This is a genomic window from Pseudomonas sp. Colony2, from assembly GCF_019382755.1.
Classification (GTDB): Bacteria; Pseudomonadota; Gammaproteobacteria; order Pseudomonadales; family Pseudomonadaceae; genus Aquipseudomonas.
Genome location: NZ_CP080030.1, coordinates 3,811,309 through 3,820,366 on the forward strand (window position 1 = coordinate 3,811,309; position 9,058 = coordinate 3,820,366).

General features: G+C 62.5%; 7 protein-coding genes. 4 read left to right on the forward strand and 3 right to left on the reverse strand.

Features of this window, described 5'->3' with window-relative positions:
- Nucleotides 1-245 precede the first annotated feature (245 nt).
- The 3 genes from JV201_RS30060 to JV201_RS15050 form a co-directional block, all read right to left on the reverse strand.
- Nucleotides 246-1,946 (reverse strand): transporter, encoded by a 1,701-nt coding sequence (locus JV201_RS30060; RefSeq protein WP_308340688.1) that lies wholly within the window; start codon nt 1,944-1,946, stop codon nt 246-248.
- Between the two features lie 69 nt (nt 1,947-2,015).
- Nucleotides 2,016-3,446 carry a glutamate decarboxylase gene (locus JV201_RS15045; RefSeq protein ID WP_219405636.1) on the reverse strand — a complete coding sequence of 477 codons (1,431 nt, stop codon included), beginning with the start codon at nt 3,444-3,446 and terminating at the stop codon, nt 2,016-2,018.
- A 189-nt stretch (nt 3,447-3,635) separates the two neighbouring features.
- On the reverse strand, nt 3,636-4,658 hold the full coding sequence (locus JV201_RS15050) for an AraC family transcriptional regulator (protein WP_087692663.1): 1,023 nt from the start codon (nt 4,656-4,658) through the stop codon (nt 3,636-3,638).
- 168 nt (nt 4,659-4,826) lie between these two features.
- Here JV201_RS15050 and efeU point away from each other — a divergent pair, with 168 nt between their 5' ends.
- From efeU to efeO (JV201_RS15070), 4 genes are read left to right on the forward strand one after another with little or no spacing between them, the layout of a single operon-like run.
- The gene (efeU, locus tag JV201_RS15055; protein WP_219405637.1) at nt 4,827-5,675 is read left to right on the forward strand and encodes an iron uptake transporter permease EfeU; all 849 of its coding nucleotides are present in this window, start codon (nt 4,827-4,829) and stop codon (nt 5,673-5,675) included.
- A 10-nt stretch (nt 5,676-5,685) separates the two neighbouring features.
- Nucleotides 5,686-6,888, forward strand: coding sequence for an iron uptake system protein EfeO (efeO, locus tag JV201_RS15060; protein WP_219405638.1), 1,203 nt, complete (start codon nt 5,686-5,688; stop codon nt 6,886-6,888).
- Between the two features lie 14 nt (nt 6,889-6,902).
- Nucleotides 6,903-8,210 (forward strand): iron uptake transporter deferrochelatase/peroxidase subunit, encoded by a 1,308-nt coding sequence (gene efeB / locus JV201_RS15065; RefSeq protein ID WP_219405639.1) that lies wholly within the window; start codon nt 6,903-6,905, stop codon nt 8,208-8,210.
- Between the two features lie 27 nt (nt 8,211-8,237).
- Nucleotides 8,238-9,056 (forward strand): iron uptake system protein EfeO, encoded by an 819-nt coding sequence (gene efeO, locus JV201_RS15070; protein WP_003218415.1) that lies wholly within the window; start codon nt 8,238-8,240, stop codon nt 9,054-9,056.
- Nucleotides 9,057-9,058 lie beyond the last annotated feature (2 nt).

Below are 9,058 nucleotides of genomic sequence, written 5' to 3' on the forward strand. Positions count from 1 at the left end.
GCGGGTAAATCGGCAGGGATGCCGATTTAGCCGCGCCGGGCCATGGATGGCCCGTCGCGGCGGCCCGCGGAGCCGAGCCGGAGTGCGGGCATGCCGAGCCTAGGCGAGGCACCGAGTGGTGGGGCAAAGACCTTTTGGTTACTTTTGGCTGGGCCGGCATTCCGGGCGTTTGCCAAAAGTGACCCGCTGTAAGAGCGGAACCATAAGCCGCCGTTACCGCAGCAACGGATATGTACCCAATACAGCTACCGCGCCAGCACCATGGCAAAATACCCAAACACCGTGAGCAAAATCCCCGACACCGCATACGCCACCGGAAACCCAATCCACGGCACCGTACTATCAATTTCCTTGGCCGCCTCCCGCGCCGGCCCCGAGTGACTCCGCGCCCCCGCAACACCGCCCATGAGAATCGCCGGGTTGATCTTGAACACATGAAAACCCACAGCCCAAACAATAAACGGTGGAATCGTACAAGCCACGAACCCAAGCAGAAAGATCTTCAACGCAATGATCGCGCTAATCTGCGAAACCAGGTTAGCCCCCGCATTCACCCCCACAATCGCGACAAAGAATATCAACCCCATGTCCTCGAGAATGTTGCGCGCCGCATTCGGGGTATTCCCAAAAAACCGCACCCGCGACACCAGCGACGAGACGATAATCCCCGACACCAGCAACCCGCCCGCATTGCCCAGCCCCACCGCCGCACCGAACGCCGGCACCTGAATCAGCCCGATCAACAACCCCAGCACCATACCCAGCGACAGCGTCAGCAAATCCGTCGCCGTACTCGCCCGCCCCGCCTTGCCCAGCAACGCCGTGGCCTTGTCGATGGCACTGCGCAAGCCAATCAAGTGCATCACATCCAGGCGCTGCAACCGCGTTTCCAGCCCCACCGGAATCGGCGCACCACCCCGCTCAATCCCCACCAACTGCACCTGCCCGGCAATCGGCGACTGGCTGAATTCCTTGAGCGCCCTGCCCACGGCATCCTTGTGGGTCACCAGAATCACCGCCTCATCCAGCGGTATATTCAACGCCCGGGCATCCGGTACTTCCGGCCCGATCAGGCCCATGTGATCGGTCAGCGCATCCAGGCTGCCGCCCAGGGCGATCACATCGCCCAGCTGCAACACCAGCGTCGGATCAGCCCCCAGCAACTCTTCACCACGCTCGACGTTCTCGATCTGGTACAACGCAAAGCGCTGGCGAAACTGCGCGATGCTCTGCCCCACCAGCTCCGGGTTCACCAGGCGATAGGCCCGCAGGTCAAACGGCCGATACCCACTGAGCCCGGCATCGTCGACGTTCGGCACACCGTGCTCCACCTCGAATGCCTTGGCCGCCTTGCGCGCATCCACACCCCACCAGCGCGGCAGGTATTTGCAGATCAGGATGATGCCGACCGTGCCCCAGATATAGGTGATGCCGTAAGACAGGGCGATCATCGCGGTGGCCGCCGCCGCCGTGGTGCCCGGTGGCAGCGGCACCACGCCCGAGGTAATCGCCTGTTCGGCGGAGCCAATCGCCGCCGACATGGTTTGCGAACCGGCAAGAATCCCGCCCGCCGCGCCCACCGGCAGGGATAACAGCCGAACGCCGAGCACCACGATACCCAGCCCGAGGAACGAGGACAGGGTCGCCAGGAAGGTGAATTTCAGGCCATCACCCTTGAGACTGTTGATGAACGAAGGCCCGACCCGCAGCCCGACGCCGTACATGAACAGGTAGTAAAACAGGCTCTTGGTAAAGTTATCGAGTTCGAAATGCACGCCGTAGTAAGACGCCCACGTCGCAATCGCGCAGCCGATCACGATGGCCCCGGCCACCGCGCCCAGGCCATAACCCTTGATGGTGCCGCGCCCGACCCAGACGGACAGGCCAACCACCAGGAACAGCAGGATGTAGGGGTTGTCATGCAGGAAAGTAAAGAAGGCAGTCACGATGATTCGTACCTGGCGATGCAACGCTAAAGGCACCGGGCCTCGAGGCCCGGCGGGTGTTCAGTGCGTTCAGTCGAGGTTCGGGGTGTCGGCCGGGATGACCGGGTCGGCGATGGCGCCATGGCTGAAGCTGGGGCCCGCGTCGGAATGCTCTACCGGGTTTTTCTGCAGGTAGGCAACGGCCTTGCGCAGGTCTTCCAGCAGCAACGCCACCAGGTCACGGCTCACGCCATGCCGTACGAGGATGCGCTGTACCACGACGTTCTGCCGATCGGACGGCAACGGGTATGACGCGATCTGCCAGCCGCGCATGCGCACGCGCTCCGACAGGTCGTAGAGGCTGAAGCCGTGGTCGACGCCGTCCTTGAGCTTGTAGCAGACCGCCGGCAGCCCATCCTTGCCGTCGTACACCAGTTCCAGCGGGGCAAACTTGGTGATTTCCGAGGCCAGCCATTGCGCCGTGTCGGAGCACGCTTGTTGAATCCGCGTGTAGCCATCGCGCCCCAGCCGCAGGAAGTTGTAGTACTGGGCAATGATTTCACCGCCGGGCCGGCTGAAGTTCAGGGCAAAGGTCGCCATGTTGCCGCCCAGGTAGTCGACGTAGAAGATCAACTCTTCCGGCAGGTCTTCGGTGGAGCGCCAGATAACCCAGCCTACGCCCAGCGGCGCCAGGCCGTACTTGTGGCCGGAAGCGTTGATGGACTTGACGCGCTCGATCACAAAATCCCATTGCAGCTCTTGCTGGATGAACGGGGTGATAAACCCGCCGCTCGCCGCGTCGACATGGATCGGGATATCCAGGCCGAGGTCACGTTGCATCGAGTCCAGCTCGGCCGCCAGGGCTGCGACCGGTTCGTAGATCCCGGTGAAGGTCACGCCCAGGGTCGCGACGACACCGATGGTGTTTTCGTCGCAATATTCCCGCAGGTCGGCCGGGCGCAGGCCCAATGCGTCACCGCGCAACGGCACTTCGCGAATTTCCACATCGAAATAACGGGCGAATTTTTTCCAGCAGATCTGCACCGGGCCGCACACGAAATTCGGTTTGTCGGTGGGCAGCCCCGCCGCTTCCCGGCGTTTCTTCCAGCTCCACTTCAGTGCCAGGCCGCCAAGCATCGCCGCTTCGCTGGAACCGGTGGTGGAGCAACCCACGGTTTGCCACGACTTCGGCGCGTGCCACAGGTCGGCAATGATGTGCACGCAACGGTTTTCGATCTCGGCCGTCTGCGGGTACTCATCCTTGTCGATCATGTTTTTGTCGAGGGCATCGGCCATCAACTGCTGCACTTCGGGCTCGACCCAAGTGGTGCAGAAGGTCGCCAGGTTCTGCCGGGAATTGCCGTCCAGCAGCAGTTCGTCGCGCACCAGGTTGTAGGCGGCCGACGGCGTGGTCGAGTGGTCCGGGAGGCGGTATTTGGGCAGTTTGTGCTGGGCGGAGCCACTCGAATAGACGTCTTCGATGGCTTGGTCCTGGGTCTCTACGGTTCTGTGAAGTGCCATGAAATCCTGCTCTTGAATGAGGGAAATGGCGTAGACGTTGATCGCGACAAATGCCGATCAGGCTGCGTCAGGAAACGAACGATGGAGCGGTGGCGCCGAATATCACACGCACGGCGGCGCAGGAAAGTGACCCAGATCATTAAAGGCGTGGACAAGCAGGCAAACGTGCCGGGGGTGCCTGGCAGTGACCTACTGGCTCAGTGCTTCGTTCAATATCAGGCTGCGATAGTGCCCGGGGTTGGAGCCCGACCACTTGCGAAACGCCTTGTAGAACGAGCTGGCATCGGCAAACCCCAGGCGGGTGGCGATCTCGGCAAAGCTGATGTCGGAATCGGCCAGCCAGACGATCGCCAACTCCTTGCGCACGCTGTCCTTGAGGCCCTGGTAGGTCTGCCCTTCTTCCGCCAGGCGCCGGCGCAGGGTCGAGGCCGAGATGCACAGGGATGCGGCCAGGCCTTCGGTTTCCGGCCAGGTGTCGGCAGGCATGTGCCGCAGGTCGGTCTTGATGCGGGTGGCAAGGCTGTCCGGGTCGCGGTATTTGACCAGGATGTTGGCCGGCGCATGGGCCAGGAAGCGCTTGAGCTCCTCCGGGCTGCGCTTGATCGGCAGGTCGAGGCAGTCGGCGGAAAAGATCATCCGGGTACGCGGCCGGTCAAAGCGCAAGTTGTCGGAAAACATCACCTGGTAGTCGTCGCAGAAGTCCGGCTGCGGGCAACGCAGTTCAATCGCCAGGATCGGGATCCGGCGCCCCGCCAGCCAGCAGGCGACGCCGTGGACGATCATCCAGTAGGCGAAATAGGTGAAGGCGCGCCTGGGTGCGGGCTCCGGCTCCAACAGTACGATTTCCGCCAGGCTCTGCTGGCGCACCAGTTGCGCCGGCAGGCGCTCGAGCATCAGTGACAAGAACCCCAGGCCGGTTTCCAGCGCAGTGGCCAGGCTCGGTTGTGCCATGGAGGCCCGGCAGAGGAACTCCAGGCTGCCGGATTTGAGCTTGCGCGGGTCCATGCCAAAGAATTCATCGTCCATTCGCCGTGCCAGCAAGCGCCATAAGCGTGCGTAAGCGGTTGCCGGGACGCGTGCGGTTGGCTGGCCCAGCAGTGCTGGATCAATCCCGACCTTGGTCAACACTTCATCGCTCGCCGCACCCGGCGCGCAGCTCTGCAACAGGGCTTCGCGGACCAGTTGGATGGAAATCGTGTCTTTTTCCGACATGGGGAATGGCGCAATCCGGTGACTGGGACGATGCCGCGCATTCTAGTGTCGGATGCGGTTTGCCACCACCGTTCAGTCAAGGTTCAGTAAAGGTCAATATTCCCTGTTTAGTAATGAGTATCATTATGTTACAACTTAGCATCCTATCTAGTGACGATTCGGTGCCGAATGCTTGTTCCCTTTTTAATCATGCTGCGCGAAGGCATAGAAGCCGCCTTGATCGTTGGCATTATTGCCAGCTACCTCAAGCAAACTGGCCGTGGCCAGTACATGCCCGCAGTGTGGATCGGCGTATTTCTGGCAGCGGCCCTCGCGCTGCTGGTCGGCGGTGGCNTGGAACTGGTGAGTGCCGAATTCCCGCAGAAACAACAGGAACTGTTCGAAGGCATCGTCGGCCTGGTGGCCGTGGGCATTCTCAGCTCCATGGTGTTCTGGATGCGCAAGGTCGCGCGCTCCATCAAGCATTCCCTGCATGAATCCCTCGATCATGCCCTGGCCGGCTCCAAACACCAGATCACCGCACTGATCGCCATGGTGTTTTTCGCCGTGGCCCGTGAAGGCCTGGAAACCGTGTTCTTCCTGCTGGCCGTGTTCCAGCAAAGCGAAGGTCCGGGCGCGCCGATTGGCGCCCTGCTCGGCCTGATCCTGGCGATCATCGTCGGCTTCCTGATCTACACCGGCAGCATGCGCCTGAACCTCGGTGCGTTCTTCCGCTGGACCGGCCTGTTCATCCTGGTGGTGGCCGCCGGCATCCTCGCCAACTCGGTACAAGCCCTGCACGAAGCCGGGGTATGGAACCACCTGCAAACCGTACTGTTCGATTTCAGCGCGACGCTGCCGATGGATGGCCCGCTGGGCTCGGTGCTGGCCGGCATGTTCGGCTATCAGGACGCCCCGACCATCAGCACCCTCGGTGCCTACCTGATTTACCTGGTGGTGGCCCTGGTGATGTTCTTCCTGCCGGCGCCGCCGAGCAAGCCGGCTACCCGCACAACCTCTTCCGTTTCCAGCCAGTAAGGACCGCCTCTTGTCCAACCAAACCCCTCAACCGGCTCCGCCCTCCCGCGCCTTGCGCTGGGCGGTGGGCGGCTCGGTGGTCGTGATGATCGCCGCCGGTGGCCTGTTCTACTACGCCTCGCAACTGGCCGCCTCCAAACGCCAGGCCAACCACGATGAAATCGCCGTCACCATCCACGCCCACAGCTGCGAGCCGAATGCGCTGACGGTGCCGGCGGGACGCGCCAGCTTCCGCATCATCAACCGCTCGGACCGTGCCGTGGAATGGGAAATCCTCGACGGCGTGCTGGTGGTCGAAGAGCGCGAAAACATCGCCCCCGGCCTGAGCCAGGTGATCAACGCCAACCTGCTGCCCGGCGACTACCAGATCACCTGCGGCCTGCTGAGCAACCCGCGTGGCACCTTGAAGGTGACACCGACTGCCGAGTCTGACGCCCAGGCCAAGGCCAAGCCGTCGATGGTCGCGTTTATCGGCCCGCTGTCGGAATTTCGCGTGTACCTGAGCAGCCAGGGTAGCGCCCTGGTCAAGGCCGTTACCGCGCTGGACCAAGCCATCGAAGCCGGCGACCTCGCCCAGGCCCAGGCGCTTTACGTACCGGCCCGCGAGGCTTACCAGCGCCTGGCCCCGGCTTCGCAACGCCTGGCGGAACTGGACAACGCGATCAACGCCCGCGCCGACTACTTTGAAAAGCGCGAGCAGGACCCGGCCTTCAGCGGCTTCCACCGTCTCGAATACGGCCTGTTCCAGCAACGCAATCTCGACGGCCTGGCGCCGATTGCCCAGCGCCTGGTCACCGACGTCACCAGCCTCAAGCAACAGCTGCTGGCACAGTCGCTGCCGCCGGAGCAACTGGTGAGCATCGTGGTGCGCAACCTCGACAGCCTGGCCGACGTACGTGCCGCCAGCGGTGAGGAAGAACGCTACAGCCATACCGACCTCAACGGCTTCGCCGCCAACCTGGACGCCGCCCGCAAAGTGGTCGACCTGATGCGCCCGCTGCTGACCAAATCTGCCGCGCAATTACTGCCGGGGATCGACAGCGCGATCACCGCCCTCGATGCCGAACTCAACGGTTTGAAAGTCGATGGCCGCTACGCCTCGTATGACAGCGTTACCGCCGATCAGCGCAAGCAGATCGCCGACAAGGCCAAGGCTCTGGCCGTTGCACTCGATGGAATCGACCCCGCCCTTGGCCTTTCCGGCCTGAAGTGAAGACGACCGTAGACATGAGTGATTCAGAACAATTTTCCGCCCAGCGTCGTCGTGTATTGTTGGGTATGGCCGCCACTGGCGCGGCCATTGCCGGCAGCAGCCTGAGCTGCCCGGCAATGGCTGCCAACGCGGAGGCACAAGTGACCACCGCGCCAAGCAGTGAAAAGACCCAGGACCACCACGATTTCCATGGCAAGCACCAGACCGGCATCGTCACTCCGCGCCCGGCCTGCGGCATGCTGGTGGCATTCGACGTGTTGGCCAGCGACCGCGAGGACCTGGAGCGGCTGTTCCGCACCCTGAACGAGCGCATCGCGTTCCTGATGACCGGCGGCACCGTGGTGCAAGTCGACCCGAAACTGCCCCCCACCGACTCCGGCATCCTCGGCCCGGTGGTGACACCGGACAACCTGACCATCACCGTATCGGTGGGCGAGTCGCTGTTCGACGAACGCTTCGGCCTGGCCGCAGCCAAGCCCAAGCGCCTGATCCGCATGGTCGGTTTCCCCAACGATGCGCTGGAACCGGCGCAGTGCCACGGCGACCTGAGCCTGCAGTTCAGCTCCAACACCCCGGACACCAACATCCACGCCCTGCGCGACATCGTGAAAAACCTGCCGGACCTGCTGCTGGTGCGCTGGAAGCAGGAAGGCAGCGTGCCGCCCCAGGCCCCTGCCCGCCCCGGCGAGCCGGCGCAAAGCGCGCGCAACTTCCTCGGTTTTCGCGACGGTTCGGCCAACCCGAACTCCAACGACAACAAGGCGATGGATCAGATTGTGTGGGTCCAGCCAGGCAGCGACGAACCGGCCTGGGCCGCCAATGGCAGCTACCAGGCGGTGCGGATCATCCGCAACTTCGTCGAACGCTGGGACCGCACCCCGCTGCAAGAGCAAGAAAGCATCATTGGCCGGATCAAGACCAGTGGCGCGCCCATGGACGGCCAGAAAGAAACCCAGGTCCCGGACTACAGCAAGGACCCGGAAGGCAAGTTGACCAAGCTCGATGCCCACATCCGCCTGGCCAACCCGCGTACTGCACAGACCCAGGCCAACCTGATCCTGCGCCGGCCGTTCAACTACTCCAACGGCGTCAACAAAAACGGTCAGCTGGACATGGGGCTGTTGTTCATCTGCTACCAGGCTGACCTGGAGAAAGGCTTTATCAGCGTGCAAACCCGGCTCAACGGCGAGCCTCTGGAGGAATACCTGAAGCCGGTTGGCGGCGGTTACTTCTTCACCTTGCCAGGCGTCACCGGGGCCCAGGATTTCATCGGGCGCACGCTGCTTGATGCGACACATCCACAAACCACTGCCAAAACCTAAAACAAACCCCAGAGCGGAAATCGTCCCATGAAGAAGTCGTCTCTCGCATTGTCGTTGTTAATGAGCCTTTCGCCGCTGGCCGCCTTCGCCGCCACCGCGCCGCTGGACCTGGTAGGGCCGGTGTCGGACTACAAGATCTATGTCACCGAAGAAATCGGCGAGCTGGTCACCCAGACCCAGGCGTTCACCGACGCCGTGAAAAAAGGCGACCTGGCGACCGCCAAGAAGCTGTACGCGCCAACCCGTGTGCACTATGAGTCGATCGAGCCGATCGCCGAACTGTTCAGCGACCTCGACGCCTCCATCGACTCCCGCGTGGACGACCACGAGAAAGGCGTGAAAGCCGAAGACTTCACCGGCTTCCACCGCATCGAGTACAGCCTGTTCTCCGAGAACACCACCAAAGGCCTCGACGCCCTGGCGGACAAGCTCAACAGCGACGTACTGGACCTGAAAACCCGCGTGGACGGCCTGACCTTTCCGCCGGAAAAAGTCGTCGGTGGCGCTGCTGCCCTGCTGGAAGAAGTGGCCGCGACCAAGATCTCCGGTGAAGAAGACCGCTACAGCCACACCGACCTGTATGACTTCCAGGGCAACATCGACGGCGCGAAGAAAATCGTCGACCTGTTCCGTCCGCAGATCGAGAAGCAAGACAAGGCCTTCGTTGCCAAAGTCGACAAGAACTTCGCCACCGTGGACAAGATCCTGGCCAAGTACAAAACCAAGGATGGCGGTTTCGAGACCTACGACAAGGTCAAGGAAGCGGACCGTAAAGCCCTGGTTGGCCCGGTCAATACCCTGGCGGAAGACCTGTCCACACTGCGTGGCAAGCTTGGCTTGAACTGATC

Coding starts and splice junctions, on each gene's coding strand:
- JV201_RS15050 (WP_087692663.1), bottom strand. CDS start 4,658: ATGTCGGAAAAAGACACGATTTCCATCCAACTGGTCCGCGAAGCCCTG.
- JV201_RS15045 (WP_219405636.1), bottom strand. CDS start 3,446: ATGGCACTTCACAGAACCGTAGAGACCCAGGACCAAGCCATCGAAGAC.
- efeO (WP_003218415.1), top strand. CDS start 8,238: ATGAAGAAGTCGTCTCTCGCATTGTCGTTGTTAATGAGCCTTTCGCCG.
- efeB (WP_219405639.1), top strand. CDS start 6,903: ATGAGTGATTCAGAACAATTTTCCGCCCAGCGTCGTCGTGTATTGTTG.